The sequence below is a fragment of the Yersinia sp. FDAARGOS_228 genome (assembly GCF_002073315.2).
Classification (GTDB): domain Bacteria; phylum Pseudomonadota; class Gammaproteobacteria; order Enterobacterales; family Enterobacteriaceae; genus Yersinia; species Yersinia intermedia.
Genome location: NZ_CP020409.2, coordinates 2,225,223 through 2,244,604 on the forward strand (window position 1 = coordinate 2,225,223; position 19,382 = coordinate 2,244,604).

Here is a 19,382-nt window from a genome sequence, read left to right on the forward strand (position 1 = left end):
TAGTCATATGCATGATTATGGCGTGTGGACAATTATAACTCCACTGGTAACTATTTGTTTGGCAATTTTTACTCGGCAGGTAATATTATCGTTATTAATGGGGATAGTTGTTGGATTTACGGTTATTAATGATCACAATCTACTTCAGGGGATCAGTGGCACTTTAAATGGAATTATTGATACGTTCTCTTCTCCTGGGAATACTCGTACCGTTATTTTTATGGTGATGATTGGCGGGATCATGCGCTTAATTGTCGTGACCGGGGGCGTCCGAAGTTTAGTTCGCGCCTTAACAGAAAAAACCCAGTTTGTTACCAATAAAAAAGCAGTGCAGTTGTTGGCGATGGTGATTACGTCAATTATTTTTATTGAAAGTTCGATCAACCAGCTTATTGCCGGCGCATCGACCAAAGATCTGGCAAAAAGATACGGTCTATCACCAGAGAAAATGTCTTATATTGTCCAAACCTCGTGCGTATCAGTCTGTTCTTCAGCAATGATTAATGGTTGGGGGGCGGCAATGATGGGGGTTATCGGTGTCCAGATCGCCAAAGGGTACATCGATGGACAGCCTTTTGAGATTCTGGCCAGATCGATGGTATGGAATCTGATGGCATGGTTCTCGTTGGCGTCAGTGCTGTTCTATATTTTCTCCGGGGCATCTTGGGGGCCGATGAGAAAAGCTGAGGTGAATTTCACCAGCAAGCAGGATCTGCACGTTGAGAAAGAACCCGATGAAGTCATTGATCATCCGGCGTGTAATTCATTGCTTAACTTCCTCATCCCTATCTTATCGACAGTTATTGCGGTTCCGGTTGCCCTTTATGTTACAGGGGACGGTGATTTCACTAAAGGTAGCGGCTCTATGTCGGTATATAGCGCCGTGATGTTTGGGACAACAGTTTCTTTTGTTTGGTTCTGTGGGCGGCGGATCCTGAATATAGAATCCTTCTTTAAAGAGTTGTATATCGGTTACGCCAGTATGGTGAAAATCAGCTCAATTATGGTATTGGCATTTTTGATGGGGAATGTCTCTGCTGATCTGAATACCGGGCAATATATTGCCACTATAACGTCCGGTGTTATTTCTCCTGGATTCTCAATTGGCTTTATTTTTATTATCAGTGCCATTATGTCACTAGCAACGGGGACGTCGTGGGGCACATTTGCCATTATGATCCCTATTGGTGTTCAGCTTGGGGTCTCTCTGGGGATGCCAGTGGAATATATGATTGGTGCGGCCATTGCGGGTTCTATTTTTGGCGACATGACATCCCCTATCTCTGGTGATGCTATCGTGGCCTCTATGGCAACGGATTGCGACCATATTGAGCATATTCGAACACAAATGCCTTATGCTATCGCCACAGCAAGTATTGTTTTGGCAATCTATCTCTATCTCGGGTTTACGGTATAACCTGATGGCTTTCTACCTATCTGTTAGATAGAAGGTTCTACGGATACCCCTACAAATAATGCCATTATAAATATTTATAATGGCATTATTTTCTGCTTTAAATTCCAGCTATTTTTTCGCTGGGAATGCTTGTTTAACCAATCCACTGTTTTTATTTCTCCAGTACTTATCTGCTTGTTTACTCTGCTTATGTCAGGTTAAGTAAAGTCCAACAATTAATCTGACCGAGTAATTATCGACTCCTACAAAATAACTGACAGCGTTTGGAAAGATATATCTTATATAAAATAAGTGTTGATTTTATGTTTCAAAGTGTTTGACTATTGTCATGTGAATTAAGCATTCTGTAAATTAAGCAAAAGGGAATAATCATGCTTTGGAAAAATACCAAGGAGCAGTTCGGGCGTATAACTATTGGTATCCACTGGTTAGTGGCATTTACAGTATATGCATTGTTTGCTCTGGGTTTATGGATGGTAACCTTAGGCTACTACGATGGTTGGTATCATCAGGCACCTGAAATACATAAAAGCATCGGATGCATACTGTTTGCAGTGATGTTATTTCGGGTGATTTGGCGCTTTATTTCGCCGCCACCAAAACCATTATCGAGTTATAGCCGTTTCACTCGGCTCAGTGCGATATTGGTACATTTGATATTATATCTAGTTTTATTTTGTATTATGTTCAGCGGTTATTTAATCTCAACGGCCGATGGGCAACCTATCAATGTATTTGGTTGGTTCACTGTCCCTGCAACACTGACTAACCTACCTGATCAGGCAGATACTGCCGGAACTGTGCACCTCTATTTGGCTTGGGCAGTCGTCGTGCTTTCACTCTTGCATGGACTGGCCGCAATTAAACACCATTTCATTGATGGTGATGTAACCCTTAAGCGGATGCTGGGACGTAGCACCGATTAACCAACTGTATTATGGAGAATTAAATATGTTTAATAAGACCCTGTTGGGCCTGGCTGTAGGGGCACTGATGTTTACTGCAGGCAGTGCTGTAGCCGCCGAATATAAAATCGATAAAGAAGGGCAACATGCCTTTATCGAATTCAGAATTAAACATTTAGGATATAGCTGGTTATACGGCAGTTTTAATGATTTTGACGGTTCTTTCACTTTTGATGAGAAAAATCCGGCCGCTGATAAAGTCAATGTGGTGATCAATACCAATAGTGTTGATACCAACCATGCCGAGCGTGATAAACATCTGCGTAGTAAAGAGTTCCTGAATGTCAGTAAATACCCACAGGCGACGTTTGAGTCGACCGACGTTAAGAAAAATGCAGAGGGTTATTCCGTCGTGGGTAATCTGACATTAAACGGTGTCACTAAGCCGGTGACACTGGAAAGCAAGTTGACGGGGCAAGGTAATGATCCTTGGGGTGGTTATCGTGCTGGTTTTGAAGCCAATGGCACGATCAAACTGAAAGATTTTAATATCACCACTGACTTGGGCCCGGCTTCACAGGAAGTCGAGCTGATTTTGTCAGTCGAAGGTGTTCGCGCTAAATAGTTTGGGTGACACGAATACCGCAGTTGCTTGACCTAAAGGAGCCTTGTGCTCCTTTTCTTTGGTCGGTACCCAGCGTGGGTGCTTGAGTTAAAAGTTAAACTAATTAATCGGATATCCTTCCAATAGCTATACTTAAAAAATCGGACCATAGCGTGCAACCATCATTAAAAGATTAATTTGACTCACTAATCGTATTTAATTGTTCGTGGGGTATATATGGCCAATGTTCCCAAAAAAACGCGCACTATCAAACCACCCTCTTATTTAGATGCCATTACGCCGATGCTGTCGTTGGTGATACTCGTCGGTGCATCTGTCGCGCTGTTTGGGCTTCAGGCCGTCAATGGCCCCTTACAGGTTGCCCTTATCCTTTGCACCATGATTACTTCGGTAATCATCATGAAAAATGGTCATTCGTGGGAGGATATTGCCCAGTCGACGCGTAAGGGGATATCGACGGTGGTCGGTGCGATATTTATCCTGCTTGCTGTTGGTGCATTAATTGGTACCTGGAACATGTCGGGGACGATCCCGACCTTGGTTTATTACGGCATTATTCTGATTACCCCGAATTGGTTTTTCCCCATTACTTTTCTTGTTTGCGTCGGGGTTTCTATGAGCATTGGCAGTTCATGGACAACCGCGGGGACTATTGGCGTCGGGTTAGTCGGGCTGTCAAATATGATTGGTGTCTCACCAGAGATAACCGCAGGCGCGGTGATTTCGGGTGCCTATGTGGGGGACAAAATCTCGCCATTATCAGAAAGTACTGTGTTAGCCGCACAGTTGAATGGTGTTGAGCTGTATCGCCATATACAGGCACAACTTTGGACCACTATTCCTGCCGCATTGATTGCTTTGGTGGCCTTCATCATATTAGGTATCAATCAACAAGCCAGCTTTGATGCCACAATTACGCACGCCGAATTAGCCCGATTTGATGAGTTATTCAACATTACACCTTGGAATTTACTGCCACTGATATTCTTGCTTGGATTATCCGTCGGTAAAGTCCCGGCACCTTTGGCCATTATTAGCGCTGCGTTGCTTGCTGGTGTGATGGCGGCATTTATTCAGCCGCAGGCCATTGCGCGCTTTATTGCTGAACCTGATACCGCGTTACCCATTGCCGCTGTGAAGGGCGTCTGGCTGGCGATGGCTAATGGTTTTCAGGAGAACTCTGGTATTCCACAGATGGATGCATTGTTGTCGCGCGGGGGAATGGACAGCATGCTGTTAACTATTTGGTTAATCATCGGTGCGGTGACGTTCGGTATTATGGTGGATGACTTTGGTCTGCTTAATAAGCTGGTAACCCCTATTTTGTTGCGAGCCAAAACCGTTGGGCAACTTTTTGCTTCTGCGGTTGCTACGGCCATTGGGCTGAATATCGTCGCGGGTGATCAATATATTGCTTTATTGCTGCCAACACGGTTATTCCACGGTGAATTTGCCAAACGCGGGTTAGCGCCAGAGAATCTTTCTCGCTTGGTGGGGGATGCCGGTATCGTCACGTCTCCGTTGATTCCCTGGAATTCTTGCGGCGCCTATATGGCGGCTGTATTAGGCGTATCCACCATGGGCTACCTGCCATTTGCGGTATTTAATATTGCTGCGCCGATAGTCACGTTAATACTGGGTGTTACCGGCTATAAGGTTCGCCGAATTGTGGTTGAGAGAGCTTCATCTGTGCCACCAATACCCAGTGATCGCCGGGGCGATGGGCTATAAACACAAACTAGCCCTTGCTATACCCAATACGCGCCCAGTGAACAGGGCGCTTTATTGATGGTTGAGCGCTGATTGGCCTAAATAGGGCCCGTCACTGACTGAGTCCCTGACAATCAGTTCGGACTGAAATATATTTTCAGTTGATAAATACCCCCCGTCTAACATTGAAATTAGCCGGTTAATGACATCATTTATCATACCGCTGACCGGGTCTTTAATACTGGATAACGATGGGCTTAAAAAAGGCGCAATGGGAATATTGTCGAACCCAATAAGAGATACGGCTTCAGGTACGTTGATCCCCACCTCATTTAATCTTTTCATGGCACCAATGGCCATATCATCATTGCTGGCGATAATGGCACTAAATGGTTGTTGGCTGGCTAATAACGATTCTACTGCAGTTGCACCACTGAGCGGGGTCCATTTCCCTTGAATAATCAGGCTATCCCGCAGCGGAAGCGAACATGCTCTTAATGCTTCTTTGTATCCAGAAAGGCGCTCAATCGCTGTCGGTGAATCCAGTGAGCCGGTGATAAATGCAATATCCTGATGGCCTCGTTCAATAAGATATTTTGTTGCATTATAACTGGACCCTTTATGATCGCAGAAAATACAGTGGCTGTGGTTTTTTCTTAATTTTCTGTTGACCACCATAATAGGCTGCTTATATTTATCAATAATAACATCCATATCATCCACAGTTAAAAACCGGGGGTAAATTATTATTGCATCGCAACGTAAATCGAGCAGGAATTGGATTGCTTCTTGTTCTTCTTCCGCGCTGTGTTTCCCGTCAACCAGTACCAATTGACGGCCATTATTCTCTAATTTTTTTGCCGCTTGAGACAGTATTTCATTAAAGTAGTTACCATTATAAAGAGTATTGGTCACCACTAAACCAATGCATTGTGATTTATTGGTCGCCAGATTTCTGGCCAGTAAGTTTGGCCGATATCCGCTCTCTTCAATCGCTTTATATACCTGCGCTTTAGTCACTTCACTGACATAGCCTTTGCCTGACAGAACACGCGAAACAGTGGCTTTCGAGACACCTGCTTTTTTTGCCACTTCTTGCATTGTAGACATAGGTCTTTCCTACCCGTTGAAAATTATTGTCATTCTATACCTTTCATCCTTGAAACTGCACGGCTGTTAGCAATATTCACTGACCCTCTGAGCGGGCATACAGGCTGTTCCCATTGGGTTCTGGTCAATGGGCCATAGACTGGTGGCTGACTGCAATACTCAGTTCTTTAGGCCTACAGCTACTGTCTTACACAATCGTCCCTGATCAATGCCGATCCTTATCACAGAATGAAAATTTAATGCTGACATCTATTGAATTGTAATTGGTAATTTAAGATTCTCGTGTGGAACCGGTTACCTAGTTGCCTGATAATAACTAAAAGCAAGGGTATACCGGCAGGTGATATTTAAATAACTCTATGAATATAATAGCTAATTACCACTTATACCGGTGAGGGCAGTCCCCTTAGACCGCAAATGGTTTGCTTAGCTCGGCGTGCGTCATTACGGGGAGTTGCTACTCATGTCAAAGAATTATGCCGCAGTATCCGCATCGATAGTCGATGCCATTGGTGGGGTGAATAACATCGCAGCAGTGACCCACTGTATGACGCGTTTACGCTTTGTGCTTAACGATGATAGTGCGGTTGATCTGGCGAAGTTGAAGTCCATCACCGGTGTGCTGGGTGTGGTGCGCAATGAAAACCAGTGTCAGGTCATTATTGGTAATAACGTTTCATATGCATATGCTGAAGTGCTAAAACTTCTGCCAGAAGGGCTGGTGGCTGAAAATACACTGCCGCAAAAAAATAAAATAACCTTGAAACGTATTGGCGCAGGGATACTTGATGCGCTGATTGGCACCATGTCACCTCTGATACCGGCCATTATCGGTGGGTCGATGGTGAAACTGTTAGCCATGATTCTGGATATGACCGGTGTTTTTGGCAAAGGCTCATCGACACTGATTATTCTCAATGTCATTGGTGATGGGGCGTTCTTCTTCCTTCCGGTTATGGTTGCGGCTTCTGCTGCACTCAAATTTAAAACCAATATGTCTCTGGCTATCGCCATTGCCGGGGTGTTGGTTCATCCAGCCTTTATTGATTTAATGGCGAAAGCTGCACAAGGCCAACAAGTTGAGTTTATGGGCGTTTCGGTCACGGCAGTGAAGTATACCTATACCGTTATTCCGGCATTATGTATGACCTGGCTGCTGTCTTATATTGAAAGATGGGTGGATCGCATTACACCCGCGGTGACCAAAAACTTCCTTAAGCCGATGCTAATCGTGCTGATTTCCGCGCCTATTGCCATCATGTTTATTGGCCCTCTGGGGATCTGGATCGGCAGCGGTATTTCTTCGTTAGTGTACACGGTTCATGACTATCTGGGCTGGCTCTCGGTGGCGATTATGGGGGCACTTTGGCCATTATTAGTTATGACCGGCATGCACCGTGTCTTTACTCCAACCATTATTCAGACCATTGCGGAGACGGGCAAAGAAGGCATGGTTATGCCATCAGAGATTGGCGCTAATCTTTCACTAGGCGGCTCTTCGCTGGCTGTCGCCTGGCGAACCAAAAACCCAGAATTGCGCCAAACGGCACTGGCTGCAGCCGCATCAGCGATTGTCGCGGGTATTTCTGAACCGGCACTTTATGGGGTGGCATTGCGCCTTAAACGCCCGCTGATCGCCAGTCTTATCAGTGGTTTTATCTGTGGTGCGGTCGCTGGAATCGGTGGGCTGGCAAGCCATTCGATGGCATCTCCTGGATTATTTACCAGTGTCCAGTTCTTCGACCCGGCCAATCCAATGAGTATTGTATGGGTGTTTGGTGTGATGATTCTGGCCATCGTGATTTCGTTTATTACCACGCTGTTGCTGGGCTTTGAAGATATTCCGGTTGAAAATAGCGAAAGCGATACCGCCCATTCTGCTGTTGCGCCGAGTGCAGTAAAAATTAACTAAATACGAGGTATGTAATGCCAGCATCAACATTTCCCGACGGTTTCTTATGGGGCGGCGCATTAGCCGCAAACCAGGCCGAAGGTGCTTGCTTTGAAGGTGGAAAAGGGCTGACGACGGTTGATATGATCCCTCATGGACCACACCGTTTGGCAGTAAAGTTGGGGCAGGAGAAGCGTTTTACCTTAAGAGATGATGAGTTTTATCCCAGTCATCAGGCGATCGATTTCTATCATCGTTATAAAGATGATATCGCATTAATGGCCGAAATGGGGTTCACCGTATTTCGTACCTCAATCGCATGGAGCCGAATTTACCCTAACGGTGATGAGCTAACCCCAAATGCGGAGGGCATCGCATTTTATCGCGACCTTTTTGCCGAGTGTAAAAAGTACAATATTGAGCCACTAGTGACGCTGTGCCACTTTGATGTTCCCATGCATCTGGTCACAAAATATGGCTCGTGGCGTAACCGGAAAATGGTTGATTTCTTTGCCCGTTATGCGCGCACATGTTTTACGGCGTTTGATGGATTAGTTAAATACTGGCTCACGTTTAACGAGATTAATATCCTGTTGCATAGTCCGTTCTCTGGCGCTGGGTTGGTGTTTGAGCAACAGGAAAATCAGGAGCAAGTAAAGTATCAGGCGGCTCATCATGAGTTGCTTGCCAGCGCCTTGGCGACAAAAATTGCCCATGAGGTCAATCCTGCTAATCAGGTGGGTTGCATGTTGGCGGGGGGGAACTTCTATCCGCGCACGTGCAAACCCGAGGATGTGTGGGCCGCGCTGGAGAAAGACCGTGAAAATCTGTTTTTTATTGATGTACAGGCCCGAGGTGCTTATCCGGCTTATACCAAACGGCTTTTCAGGGAGAAAGGGATTTCAATTGTGACTGAAACGGGTGACGACGAGATACTCAAACACACAGTGGATTTTGTCTCCTTTAGTTATTATGCCTCCCGCTGTGCGTCGGCAGATATGAACGACCATAATAGCAGTGCGGCGAATATCGTAAAATCGCTGAAAAATCCTCACATTAAGGCCAGTGAATGGGGTTGGGGTATTGATCCTTTAGGTTTGCGCATCACCATGAACATGATGTACGACCGCTATCAGAAACCGCTATTTTTGGTTGAGAATGGGCTGGGTGCCAAGGATGAAATCAACCCGCAAGGCGAGATTGACGATGATTATCGCATCAGTTATTTGCGCGAGCATATCAACGCGATGGGGGAGGCCATTGCTGATGGCATTCCGGTAATGGGCTATACCTCATGGGGTTGTATTGATCTGGTTTCTGCTTCTACCGGTGAAATGAGCAAGCGCTATGGTTTTGTTTATGTTGACCGTGATGATCAGGGCAACGGGTCTTTAGCCCGTAAGAGAAAGAAATCCTTTTATTGGTACAAAAAAGTTATTGCCAGTAACGGTGCCGATTTGGATTAAGTCATCTGCCGGGATATCGTCTATAGCCGATATCCCCAGTGGATAAATATAGTCGGGAGCGGGTCCATTTTCTCCTTATGATGTATTACTCGGCGCTATCATTACGATCGTGCGGGCCTTTCTTCAGATGAATCATGAAATCGGTAAATGCGGTGCGCAGCGGTGCAAACAGCGGGTGTTTACGGTTTTCCAGCATTGTTTCTGAAAACAGTTTCAGCCCGAGGGCAAATGCTGCGGTTTTCTCTTTGCCGAAGTCTATATCTTCCCGCGCTTGTAACCGTTCGATGATGCCGAGGATCTCGTCGTGATTCTCGGCTTCGAACGTTAGCGGGGCTTTATCAATAGCGTCACCTTTGCGGTCGGTTAGCGGCTCAATGGTGATGCGATAACGATATCCCGGCATCAGCTTTTCTCCTGATCTTTTTCATCAGTTGTAACCGATGGGGGGGCTAATTCTTTTTCAATCACTTCTACTGCTGTCAGTAATGCGGCGTTAATGCGCGCCACCTGCTCTGGTGCGACATCAGAACGCATCATACTGCTGCGCAGAATATGGCGTAAGCGATGCATAGCATCAGAAATACCTTCTGCCAGATTCCCTTCTGGCCGTCGATTTACCTGCGCCAAGCGGGAGAAAATTACATCCACTATTTGTTGATTTTGTTGTAATTCCACTTTACCCGCATCAGTGATTTGGTAGCTTTTACGGCCATTACCGGTTGCCACTGGCGTGACAAAATCTTGCTCTTCTAGCAGCGTTAGCGTTGGGTAGATAACCCCAGGGCTTGGGACATAGAGCCCAGAAGACGCTTCTTCAATTGCTTTAATCAGCTCGTAGCCGTGGCTCGGCTTTTTATCAACCAGCGCCAAGAGTACGATGCGCAAATCTCCGTGTTCGAACAAACGGTGCATTTTATCACCACGACCACGCCTGCCACCCCTTACTGCCTCAGCGCCTTCAGCGGCCATATGATGACGGCCCCCGCGATGCATTCTTTTGCCACAACAACGCTGCCCTTCATGGTGCTCACCACCTTGGTGATGACCACATTTTGAAAAACCAAACATAATGACTCTCCTTTAGATATATCTAAACAACTTAGATATATCTAATTTAGATCGATATATCTAAATCCGCAAGCCGAGAGTAAAAAATAGTGGATTTTCTGGGTGAAAATAGAGGGGGTTTGTACGTTATTTATTGATATTTATCATAAATATTTATTATGTGCCAACGAGAAATGGAGTGAGGAACAAGTCACATATAGTGAGGGGGATGGGTTGGCTGGTAATGTTTTAACAGGATTTTATGGACTTAGTGGGATGTGCTGAGAGGTGCTAATGGTGTCCCCGACTGGAATCGAACTATTTACTTAATTATATGTTTTTAATGCTTATTTTTAATTTTTCTTAATCTACTTATACATATCCTTATACATAAATTTTTCTCTTATTCGAGATAGTCACACCTAACTCAATATTCATGTTATTAGCCTACCTATATAGAGTATCTCTGACCTAATGCTCTTAATTCTCTTTTTTTTACATTTAGTTACAGAAAAGCTTCTTAACCCTTATTAACTGTCATTAACCTTTATTCACCATTAGGTGTACAAATAAGAAGCAATTATTGGTATTAATTTAGGTTGTGTCCATTCACCCTATATTTACATTGGCTAGGGGAAATGTAAGTCTAATAGCGTCTTCACACATTTATACAAGTCTATTAAAGGATAATTTTATGGAGCGGGATTCTATTACCATAAATAATATGGCAAAAAGGTTAATACGGTTACCCGATGTGATGTCTATTACCGGGTTAAAACGTTCTACTATTTATTTCAAGATGAAAGAAGGGAACTTCCCTAACAATATCCCTATCGGAGAAAGATCCGTTGCATGGGTTGAGGGGGAAGTAATTAATTGGATTAATGGAAATATTTCAAAGAGAGAAATGAGATGCTAAAAGAATTACAACTGACGAAGTATGATGATGATATCAATACTATTGTGACATATCAGCCAATACCATTTTCCCCTGAGCAGGGTGATGCTGGTTATGCAATCCGGGTAATCGAAATATATCGATTAAAGAAAATGGCCCCCTTATTGGAACAATTCGAATTATTAACGGGTTATGCAACTCCTCGCGCGAACTGTACATCAGAAGAAATAAACTCACTGGTCGAGAGAGGTTTGATTATTTGCCAAAGAGAAGAAAGCAACGTAAAGAAGATAGAGCAAAAAATACAGCAATTAAAAATTGAACTAAATAACGCCAAGCGTGGTGTTAGTAGTTTATCTGATTATCATGAGAATACTCGTCATTTAATTGCTGATGTTCAATATAAAATGGAAAATGAGCATCAATACCTTGAGCAAGCAATACTAGAGGTATCAGCCCGTAAAGGTTTGTTGGGACTACTACGAGAGCAAACTGAGTCTATGCTTAACAATGGAGTAAAAGGACTTAAAAGCAAGGTGATGACATTATTACCTTTAGACCCACTGCCAGCTAGAACATATAAAGAGGGAACGTTTAATTTTGGATTGAAATCACATATTTATGCTTGGAAAGAGCTAAATATACTAGAAAAATCAATAAAATCTATTTTAGATAAATGTTCTATACCTAATGATAAATATTTATTGTCTAAAGGTGGAAAAGAAAATGCTGAATTCAGTATGCAATACTATCGGCCAGAAAGTGAGAGTATTAGGAAAATAATGTCGGTAAGTGAGTATGTTAAAGATATGAAAGGAAAGACGGATTGGACTAAACGTCGATTGCAAGAATTAAACCAGTCCCTTTAAACAATAGATCAAGTAATTCATTTCATAAAAGGAAATTATAATGGCTAGAATTAATCCTCCTGCTATGGCGGGACAGTTTCATCAAAATTTCATTGGTAATATAGCATCTAGATTTGATAACAATAATAGTTTTTCTATTTCTGAACCGGCTGAAAATCAGTTGCGTGTTTCTATGCTGGAATCAGGCTGGATGATGAATAATATTATCTTGTTGGATGTGGATACACCACAAGGACAGAATATTGAGATAGGAGAATCAGGCTTACATACTGGAAGATCAATTGAGGGGCGTTTTAATCGAGAATTAAAGATTGAAGGCTCTGACTATTCTTTAGCAGATACAGATTCCTGTGCATCTCTCTCTTATGAGCGAATGGCTGCAATTGCTAATGTAGGAGGTATTGGGCATTTCACACAGACTGTCTCAGATTTCTTCGCTACAGCGGTTTCATTGGATATGTTGCGGGTTGGATTAAATGGCCAACGGATTGCTTATCCAACAGATCCTATTGCTTGCCCTAAGGGGGAAGATGTAAATATTGGTTGGCACGCAATTGCTAAAGAATTTAATGGCGGCTCTCAGGTATTGACCGATGGATTTACTATTGGTGATGGAGGCGATTTTGCACATTTAGATGCACTTGCTAATCATCTTATTACTGAAAAAATCCCCTAAGCCTATCGAGAAGATCCCCGCTTGGTAGTGATGATTGGTGCTGAATTGGCAGCAGCAGAACGTTTACGGTTATTTAATACCGCAGACCGTCCATCTGATGTGGCCGCAGCCCAAATGCTAATGAGTTCGGTAGCAGGGCGCTTCGCTTTTGTCCCCCCATTTATGCCGGGTAAACGCTTGGCGGTGACTACATTAAGTAATTTGCATATTTATACCCAAAAGGGAAGCCGCCGCTTCCGAGCTGAGTTTGTCGATGACCGGTGCGTTTATGAGCACAGCTATTGGCGCAATGAGGGCTATGCCCTAGGGAACGGTTTCTTATATGCGGCAGCCGATGAAAGTGCTGTTAGCTTGGTTAAGAAGTGAGGTAGCTAATGACTGATTCGCAATTAACTACCGGCTGGATATGTATCGCCACCGAGGGAACCACTCTTGATGGCCGCAAAATTGAATCGCAGTGGCTGCTTGATATGGCTGAAACCTATGATGTACGCACTTACACGGCATTGATTTGGGAAGAGCATAAACGTGACCGGGATAATTTAGGCGAGGTGCTGGCGCTACGCAGTGATAAGCAAAGAGGTATTGTTCATTTGTATGCTCGTATCCGGCCCACGGCCAAATTGATGAGTTATAACGAACTGGGGCAAAAACTGTTTTGCTCCATCGAAGTGGAAGAAGATTTTCAGGACAAAGGTCATTTTTATTTAAGTGGTCTGGCGGTTACTGATAGCCCCGCCAGCATTGGCACTGACCGGTTACGTTTTAGTGCTAACCGTTCTTATTTTTCTAAACGTGGTGTTAAAGCAAAAATAAGTAAGCCGAGGGAATTTAGTTTATCAGACGCCACTATTATGGTCGGTAAAGGTTGGGTTTCTGCAATAGCGTTAAGTTAATTTTTATATTACAGATAAGAAATACCCGGCTGCTGGGCCGGGTATGGTTCTCTTCTATCGGAAAACAACAATGAAAAATAATTCAATTAATGCTGATTTGACTATCTCATTCACCGTTATTTCCGTCAATAAAATAGGTTCGGATATATACGGTTATATTACTGACAAAAGTATTTATGCTTTAGGTTCTATGCCACGGCGTTTTAATTCCTGCCGGGCCAGCTCTTTAAGCCAATTGCCAAGGCTCACGCCATCTTTAGCCGCTTCCGCATTAAGTTGTTCACGCAGTTCTGGTGCGATACGAATTTGGAATGTTGGCGATAGACCGTCACCTTTCGGGCTTTTATCTCGTTTTATAGTTGACACGTACGTACATAACCTCATAAGCTGTCTTTCGTTAGGTACGTACGTTAACACGGCGTACCGACAAAATACAGCGGCCCGTCAAGGTGCTACCAACACCAAGCCGGGCCTGACCATCATGTTAGAGGAACTAACGCAATGGCTACGTCAAAGTGTACCTACATCTTTGCGGCGATCAACCGCACCCAACAGAAAATTAGCCCTGTCATGCTGCATATCATCGCAGAGAATGAGAAGACGGCCCGCCGCCGTTATGCCGCAGATTACATACTGCTTTTTGCCGGGCGTTTGCCTGTGCAGGAGGCATAACATGACGACTAAATATAATTTAGCGCAGGGAAGTGTAGATAAAGTTCTACGGGCCATGCTGGTTTCAGAATTAATGAGAGAGTTATTGTACTCAAAAAATGAAACCCCACAGCCTCATGTTAATTCAGTCAATATTGCAGCTGTCTTTGATTGTATTTATGAAGATTTAGATTCTGTATTGGATAACGAATTTGACAGGGGAAAGAATGAGCGCCGTTAATTTATTCCCGTCACTGTTATTTCTTTTCATATTTACGATGGAGACGCCGCGATGAGCAGTCAATTTGTCTCTGAAACGCTGCAAGCGGCCCGTGGGCGTTGGCCGCATATTTTGCCAGCGCTGGGTATTACCGTGCCGGAGAATGGTAAACACGGTGCTTGTCCGAAGTGTGGCGGTAGTGATCGTTTCCGCTTTGATGATCAAGAGGGCCGTGGCACATGGATTTGTAGCCAGTGCAGTCATGGTGATGGGTTGGATCTTATTCGTTTGGTTTCTGGCAACGGGGCATTTCAGGCGGCAACTGAGGTGGCCAAGACGCTAACCTTACCGAATGCACCGCAGGAAGCGATTAAGCCTGCCAGAAATGAAATCCCCGAAGAGCGTAAAAAGGCGATGGTGGCCAAGGTTTACCACGCTTTGCTAGCCCGTTGCAGCAGCGGAGAAAGCAGTTATCTGGCTAATAAGGGGTTGTCTGTCCATAGCCAATCCATTACGCAGGATGTTCATAAAACGGGAGGTATGGACTTCCCGGCAGGCTCTTTGTTGTTACCGCTAACTGATATCGACGGCAAGCTAACCGGTGGTCAGCTTATTAGCCCGTTAGGTGACAAGCGGTTATTGCCCAATACGGTGCTTAAAGGGGCGTTTATTGCGGTTCACCCATTAGAGGCAGGGGATAACCCGGAGCTGGTTGTTATCACAGAGGGTTATGCCACGGCTTTAACGCTGGATATGTTAACTGATGGGCTGGTTGTGGCGGCAGTCGCGGTTAACAATCTGCCGAACGTGGCGCAACACCTGCGCCATAAATGGCCCGATGCACGGTTGATTATCGCTGGGGATAACGATTTTGATGATGGTAAAGAGAACACCGGTAAGCAGTGGGCCGAGAAAGCCGCTAAAGCGGTAGATGGCTGGGTATCACTACCGCCTACCCGTCATAAAGCGGATTGGGACGATTACCGCCGTGATAACGGGTTGGAACGAGCTAAGGAAGCCTTTCGGGAAGAAATGATCTTGTTTGGTAAAGGCAAAACCAAACTGCCGCAGGGGTTCCGCTTAACGCAGGAATATCTCTGGTATGACAAGTTGGTGAATAAGTCTGATGGTGATACCGAGATCCGCAATATCAAATTGTGCAGCCCGGTAAGAGTCACGGCGATTACCTGCGATTCTGACGGCGGCAATTATGGCCGCTTGCTGGAATGGGAAGACACCAACGGTATCAGCCGAAAGTGGGCCATGCCGATGGAGATGCTCAGTAGCAGTGGGGAAGAGCTGCGGCGCATTCTGTTGAGTAATGGCCTGTCTTATATCAGTACCACCGGGCAGGCACGGGCGCATTTGATGGAATACCTTTCCCTGTGCAAGCCAGAGCGCAAGGTAACTTGTGTTAATAAAACCGGCTGGCATGGTTCGGTTTACGTGTTGCAAGACGAAGTGATCGGCGTTGGGGCTGAGTCGGTAATCTTACAAACCGCCAGTGTGCAAGGGCGGGATTTCAGAACGGCTGGAACACTGGACGAATGGCGCGATCAGGTTTCCCGTTATTGTGTCGGTAATGGCCGGGTGGCGTTTTCTGTCAGTCTCTCTTTTGCCTCACCACTGTTAAAACTGGTCGGTGTGGGCGGCGGTGGTTATCACCTGAAAGGGGAATCAACGGACGGTAAAACCACCACTATGAAAGTGGCGGCTTCAGTTTGTGGTGGCACTGACTTCTGGCATACGTGGCGCTCAACCGGTAATGCGCTGGAGGGCACCGCCAGCCGCCGCAATGATGCCACCCTAATGTTAGACGAAATACGGGAAGTGGACGGCAGAGAGGCCGGGAATATCGCCTATATGCTGGCGAATGGCCAAGGGAAAGCGCGGGCGCGTACTGACGGCAGTTTGCGCGAGGCTAATCGCTGGTGTCTGTTGTTTCTGTCTACCGGTGAATTGTCGTTAGTCGAACATGCTGCCAACGCCGGAGAGCGTACTTATGCCGGGGTGGAAGTACGGATGGTACAGATCCCCAGTGATTCCGGTAAGCATGGTGTATTTGAAGAGTTGCACGGCTTTGCCGGAGGTAAAGCACTGTCGGAGCACTTAGAACAGGCGGTTGCTTCCTGCTACGGTGAGCCGTTCCGCGCTTGGTTGCGATTTTTAACTGCAGACCTGACCGGTATGACCAGCAAGGCCAAGATACTGCTAAAAGAATATACCCGGCTGCTTACCCCGGAGAACGCCGGTAATCAGGTGGGCCGCGCAGTTACCCGTTTTGCACTGGTGGCAATGGCCGGAGAGTTGGCCACACAGGTTGGGATCACCGGCTGGCCAGAGGGCGAGGCGTTCCGGGCAGCACAAACCTGCCTTAATGCGTGGATGGGGGATCGTGGTCACACCGCCAATCAGGAAGACGCTGCCGCACTGGAGCAGGTGAAAGAGTTCATTACCCGTAATCAGTTCAGCCGCTTTGCTGACTGGCATGACGAGCGCAGCCGCCCGGCTAACATGGTGGGCTTCCGGCGAGTGGATAAAGGCAATAACAAAGAAGATGCGGTGACGACTTTCTTTATTTTGGCCACCGGTTGGAAAGAAATCTGCAAGGGCTTTGATGCCAAGAAAGTAGCTCAACTCTGTGTAAAGGCCGGTTATCTCGATGTGCCAGAGGATGCCCGGACACAGAAAAACATTCGCCTGCCAGAAATGGGGCTGAAACGGGTCTATCAGTTCAATAGCACGGTTTTAGGTTAATACATTTACGCGAGTCTTATTGAGAACTGGTAACACTGGTAACAGAGGTAACAACCATAAGCCGCAAGGGGCAGGGCTGTTACCAGTAGTAGAGGGCTATTGGTAACACTGGTAACAGAAATCAGCCTGTTACCACCGGTTACCAGTTGATATTGCTCAGTGGTAACTCAGTTTATCTATATAAATCAAAGGTGTTACCAGCGTTACCACTGATACCAGTCACAGGCGTAAGAGACAATATAAAAACGAGTCAGTTCGAGGCTTATTTTCTGGCTGGCGGTTCTGGCTTTAAACAGAGGGCCATATCAATATGCGAGTTTTTAAAGTTATTTGTCCAGATTGTGGTACACCCGCTCATATTCGTAAAACTAACCGCAAGCATAGCCATATAGCGGATCTCTATTGTGCTTGTACTAATCTTGAATGTGGCCATACCTTTGTGATGAATGCGACCTTTTCCCATACCCTTAGCCCCAGTGCGTTAACGCATAGCCGGTTAATTAAGGACTTGGTAGACCATATATCACCGCAGGAACGGCAAGAGGCTATCCGGCTATTGCAAGTGGCCCATAAAGATGAGGAACAACAGCAGGCAATCAGTGACGCAAAACCGCAAATTACGCGTAGGGTGAGCAAGGATTACGTGGCCAACCGCTAGCCCGGTGTTACCACTCTGGCGCTCGATTTTCTTCCCGGCCCTGTACTGTGTTTTTCAGTTAGCCAAAAATAACCTTGCCCCGCGAAGCCACGCCCGGCAAGGGTTTCAACATTTCCCCCACGCTATTCTCTCACCTAATTTTTTCCACCCTGACCACGTAAAATAGAATATGTCTTTTAAATCATATAATTAAAACTTTCAGCGGTAAGGTTAGATAAAGTGAAACTGAAATTTACTGAAATTCTTTTCAATCTTTTCAGTTGGGATTTTCAGCCAGAACCCCAGTCACGGCGCGGGCTGGCGCTAGGGTTTGTAGGAATTTAAAACTGAAATAAGTTTATAAAGCAAAGTGTGCAGGCGGGTGCGGTGTAGTGCCGTTTCCGTGGGATTAAAGATTTGTACAAAATAAAATATTGTATAAAATCACAGTATAACAACATTAACTCAATGTTAAATTGGAGAAACGAATGACAAATAAAACATTCAGATTTGAATTTGATATGGATAGTTTGAGTGTAATTGGAGAGTCTGAATCTGGAGATTCTATTAATAATGATTCCGATGATATATCTTTACGTATTTTTGATGCGGTAAAAAAAGGTTTTGAAGATATCACAGCTCCATTTTTATCCAGTTTCTCAGAGTTACTAAATTGTGATAAAGTTGATGATGCTTATTATGTTTTTGAAGAAAATAAAGACAGATTACCGTTATCCAAAGATAAGGTTATTTATTTCAATCTAAAGAGACTTTACTCATTAGTTGTAGATAAAAACAGAAAGAAAGAATTAAGTTTAAGCATATTAGGTTTGTCACTTCACTTTAAAATGTTTGATTATATCGAAAGTGATATTGAGTTAATATATGAAAATCATGGAGATGAATTAAAAGATGAAATGAAAGAAATATTGCTTTTTGAGAAGGCAAATGTTTTATTTAGAAAGGGATCATTTAATGCTTCAACCATCTTGTTTAAAGAGTTAATTAGTAATATTAAAAATAAAAAACTTCTAGGTTATATATATGGTCAATTAGCTAGAGTAAACGGTGAGTATGAAGATGTAAAACATTATGCTACTTTATCTATCGATAATCATCTTGTTTGTGGGAATAAAAAACAAGCAGTAAATAACATGATGCTTCTATTTTCTATCATAGCAGGGAAAAATCCTGATGAAGCACTTAATATTATAGATAAAGCTATCAATTTATATAGTAGTGATAATTTGTTGGATAGAGAGTATTTAGCTTCATTGAAGCATAAAAAAGCCTCTCTACTTATTGAATTAAATAGATCAAATGTTGCGTATGATTTAGTCGTTGAAATTTGTGATCTACGGAGAGGTTTATATGGGAATTTGGAAGGTTTTCATGCATCTTTATCTTTGGCTGAGTTATGCTGTAATAAAATCAAAAAGCACGATGAAGCAAATAGGTATAAGCTAGAAGCGGATTCAATTATTTCCATCATAGATGATGAGGAGTTTTTATTATCTCAGGAATTAAATGAATATCTATCAAATTAAAATGAAGTAATAGATCAAGAATTCGAAAAAAGAATATTATCCTCAGAACATTCAAATTTG

18 protein-coding genes and 1 pseudogene are annotated in these 19,382 nt (G+C 44.3%); 15 read left to right on the forward strand and 4 right to left on the reverse strand.

Features of this window, described 5'->3' with window-relative positions; all coding sequences use genetic code 11:
* Positions 1-7: 7 nt before the first annotated feature.
* The 4 genes from A6J67_RS10255 to A6J67_RS10270 all read left to right on the forward strand — a co-directional run bounded on the left by A6J67_RS10255 (position 8) and on the right by A6J67_RS10270 (position 4,678).
* Complete coding sequence (locus A6J67_RS10255; protein ID WP_042568357.1) at positions 8-1,417, forward strand: Na+/H+ antiporter NhaC family protein; 1,410 nt, start codon at positions 8-10, stop codon at positions 1,415-1,417.
* A 371-nt stretch (positions 1,418-1,788) separates the two neighbouring features.
* On the forward strand, positions 1,789-2,343 hold the full coding sequence (locus A6J67_RS10260) for a cytochrome b (protein ID WP_042568356.1): 555 nt from the start codon (positions 1,789-1,791) through the stop codon (positions 2,341-2,343).
* Between the two features lie 25 nt (positions 2,344-2,368).
* A complete protein-coding gene (locus tag A6J67_RS10265) occupies positions 2,369-2,947 on the forward strand; it encodes a YceI family protein (RefSeq protein ID WP_005183570.1) in 579 nt (192 codons plus the stop codon).
* Positions 2,948-3,163: 216 nt separating this feature from the next.
* Entirely contained in the window at positions 3,164-4,678 is a 1,515-nt protein-coding gene (locus tag A6J67_RS10270) for a Na+/H+ antiporter NhaC family protein (protein WP_005183568.1), read from the forward strand.
* Between the two features lie 51 nt (positions 4,679-4,729).
* Here A6J67_RS10270 and A6J67_RS10275 read toward each other — a convergent pair whose 3' ends face one another.
* The gene (locus A6J67_RS10275; protein WP_042568355.1) at positions 4,730-5,767 is read right to left on the reverse strand and encodes a LacI family DNA-binding transcriptional regulator; all 1,038 of its coding nucleotides are present in this window, start codon (positions 5,765-5,767) and stop codon (positions 4,730-4,732) included.
* Positions 5,768-6,230: 463 nt separating this feature from the next.
* Between A6J67_RS10275 and ascF the strand changes: the two genes are divergently transcribed.
* Positions 6,231-7,679 (forward strand): PTS cellobiose/arbutin/salicin transporter subunit IIBC, encoded by a 1,449-nt coding sequence (gene ascF, locus A6J67_RS10280; RefSeq protein ID WP_005183557.1) that lies wholly within the window; start codon positions 6,231-6,233, stop codon positions 7,677-7,679.
* Positions 7,680-7,693: 14 nt separating this feature from the next.
* Positions 7,694-9,124: a 6-phospho-beta-glucosidase gene (locus A6J67_RS10285; RefSeq protein ID WP_005183555.1), complete on the forward strand. Its 1,431-nt coding sequence runs from the start codon at positions 7,694-7,696 to the stop codon at positions 9,122-9,124.
* Positions 9,125-9,209: 85 nt separating this feature from the next.
* Here A6J67_RS10285 and A6J67_RS10290 read toward each other — a convergent pair whose 3' ends face one another.
* Positions 9,210-9,527 carry a DUF3861 domain-containing protein gene (locus tag A6J67_RS10290; protein WP_032905948.1) on the reverse strand — a complete coding sequence of 106 codons (318 nt, stop codon included), beginning with the start codon at positions 9,525-9,527 and terminating at the stop codon, positions 9,210-9,212.
* Positions 9,527-10,192 (reverse strand): PadR family transcriptional regulator, encoded by a 666-nt coding sequence (locus tag A6J67_RS10295; protein ID WP_005183552.1) that lies wholly within the window; start codon positions 10,190-10,192, stop codon positions 9,527-9,529. Before A6J67_RS10295 ends, A6J67_RS10290 begins: the two co-directional genes overlap by 1 nt.
* Before the next feature lie 673 nt (positions 10,193-10,865).
* Between A6J67_RS10295 and A6J67_RS10300 the strand changes: the two genes are divergently transcribed.
* The 4 genes and pseudogenes from A6J67_RS10300 to A6J67_RS10315 all read left to right on the forward strand — a co-directional run bounded on the left by A6J67_RS10300 (position 10,866) and on the right by A6J67_RS10315 (position 13,510).
* On the forward strand, positions 10,866-11,090 hold the full coding sequence (locus tag A6J67_RS10300) for an AlpA family transcriptional regulator (RefSeq protein WP_226967894.1): 225 nt from the start codon (positions 10,866-10,868) through the stop codon (positions 11,088-11,090).
* On the forward strand, positions 11,084-11,938 hold the full coding sequence (locus A6J67_RS10305) for a hypothetical protein (protein ID WP_050296744.1): 855 nt from the start codon (positions 11,084-11,086) through the stop codon (positions 11,936-11,938). The genes A6J67_RS10300 and A6J67_RS10305 overlap by 7 nt, the downstream gene beginning before the upstream one ends.
* 40 nt (positions 11,939-11,978) lie before the next feature.
* A pseudogene (locus A6J67_RS10310) lies at positions 11,979-12,980 on the forward strand (P2 family phage major capsid protein).
* An 8-nt stretch (positions 12,981-12,988) separates the two neighbouring features.
* The gene (locus tag A6J67_RS10315) at positions 12,989-13,510 is read left to right on the forward strand and encodes a GPO family capsid scaffolding protein (protein WP_050296742.1); all 522 of its coding nucleotides are present in this window, start codon (positions 12,989-12,991) and stop codon (positions 13,508-13,510) included.
* A 174-nt stretch (positions 13,511-13,684) separates the two neighbouring features.
* Here A6J67_RS10315 and A6J67_RS10320 read toward each other — a convergent pair whose 3' ends face one another.
* Positions 13,685-13,876 (reverse strand): toxin-antitoxin system HicB family antitoxin, encoded by a 192-nt coding sequence (locus A6J67_RS10320; RefSeq protein ID WP_050296741.1) that lies wholly within the window; start codon positions 13,874-13,876, stop codon positions 13,685-13,687.
* A 135-nt stretch (positions 13,877-14,011) separates the two neighbouring features.
* On the opposite strand from A6J67_RS10320, the gene A6J67_RS10325 reads away from it, so the two are divergent.
* The 5 genes from A6J67_RS10325 to A6J67_RS10350 all read left to right on the forward strand — a co-directional run bounded on the left by A6J67_RS10325 (position 14,012) and on the right by A6J67_RS10350 (position 19,322).
* Positions 14,012-14,182 (forward strand): host cell division inhibitor Icd-like protein, encoded by a 171-nt coding sequence (locus A6J67_RS10325; protein WP_050296740.1) that lies wholly within the window; start codon positions 14,012-14,014, stop codon positions 14,180-14,182.
* Position 14,183: 1 nt separating this feature from the next.
* Positions 14,184-14,402: a hypothetical protein gene (locus tag A6J67_RS10330; RefSeq protein WP_004703795.1), complete on the forward strand. Its 219-nt coding sequence runs from the start codon at positions 14,184-14,186 to the stop codon at positions 14,400-14,402.
* 51 nt (positions 14,403-14,453) lie between these two features.
* Positions 14,454-17,138 (forward strand): DUF927 domain-containing protein, encoded by a 2,685-nt coding sequence (locus A6J67_RS10335; RefSeq protein ID WP_080608157.1) that lies wholly within the window; start codon positions 14,454-14,456, stop codon positions 17,136-17,138.
* 310 nt (positions 17,139-17,448) lie between these two features.
* Positions 17,449-17,796 carry an ogr/Delta-like zinc finger family protein gene (locus A6J67_RS10340; protein WP_005172006.1) on the forward strand — a complete coding sequence of 116 codons (348 nt, stop codon included), beginning with the start codon at positions 17,449-17,451 and terminating at the stop codon, positions 17,794-17,796.
* Between the two features lie 467 nt (positions 17,797-18,263).
* Positions 18,264-19,322, forward strand: a complete 1,059-nt coding sequence (locus tag A6J67_RS10350) for a hypothetical protein (protein WP_080608158.1) — start codon at positions 18,264-18,266, stop codon at positions 19,320-19,322.
* Positions 19,323-19,382 lie beyond the last annotated feature (60 nt).